General features: G+C 57.8%; 1 rRNA gene. It reads right to left on the bottom strand.

Annotation, left to right across the window (positions count from 1 at the left end):
* Window positions 1–329 (bottom strand): 23S ribosomal RNA (locus C492_RS22985); the annotation flags it as partial.

Here is a 329-nt window from a genome sequence, read left to right as displayed (position 1 = left end):
ACGACCTCCTTTAATAGGCGAACAACCTCACCCTTGCCCGCTTCTGCACGGGCAGGATGGAGGGAACCGACATCGAGGTAGCAAGCCACCCGGTCGATATGTGCTCTTGCGGGTGACGACTCTGTTATCCCTAAGGTAGCTTTTCTGTCAGCAATTGGCCGCATCAAGCAGCCTAATTGGTTCGCTAGACCACGCTTTCGCGTCAGCGTCCGTCGTTGTGCCGGACACTGTCAGACTTCCGTATGCTCTTGCGCTCTTTCCCGCGTCTCCGACGCGGGTGAGGAAACCTTGGGGCGCGCTCGATATCTTTTCAAGCGCGTACCGCCCCA

Origin of the sequence: Natronococcus jeotgali DSM 18795 (assembly GCF_000337695.1) — an archaeon.
Classification (GTDB): Archaea; Halobacteriota; Halobacteria; order Halobacteriales; family Natrialbaceae; genus Natronococcus; species Natronococcus jeotgali.
This window is presented reverse-complemented; position numbering and strand designations above follow the sequence as displayed.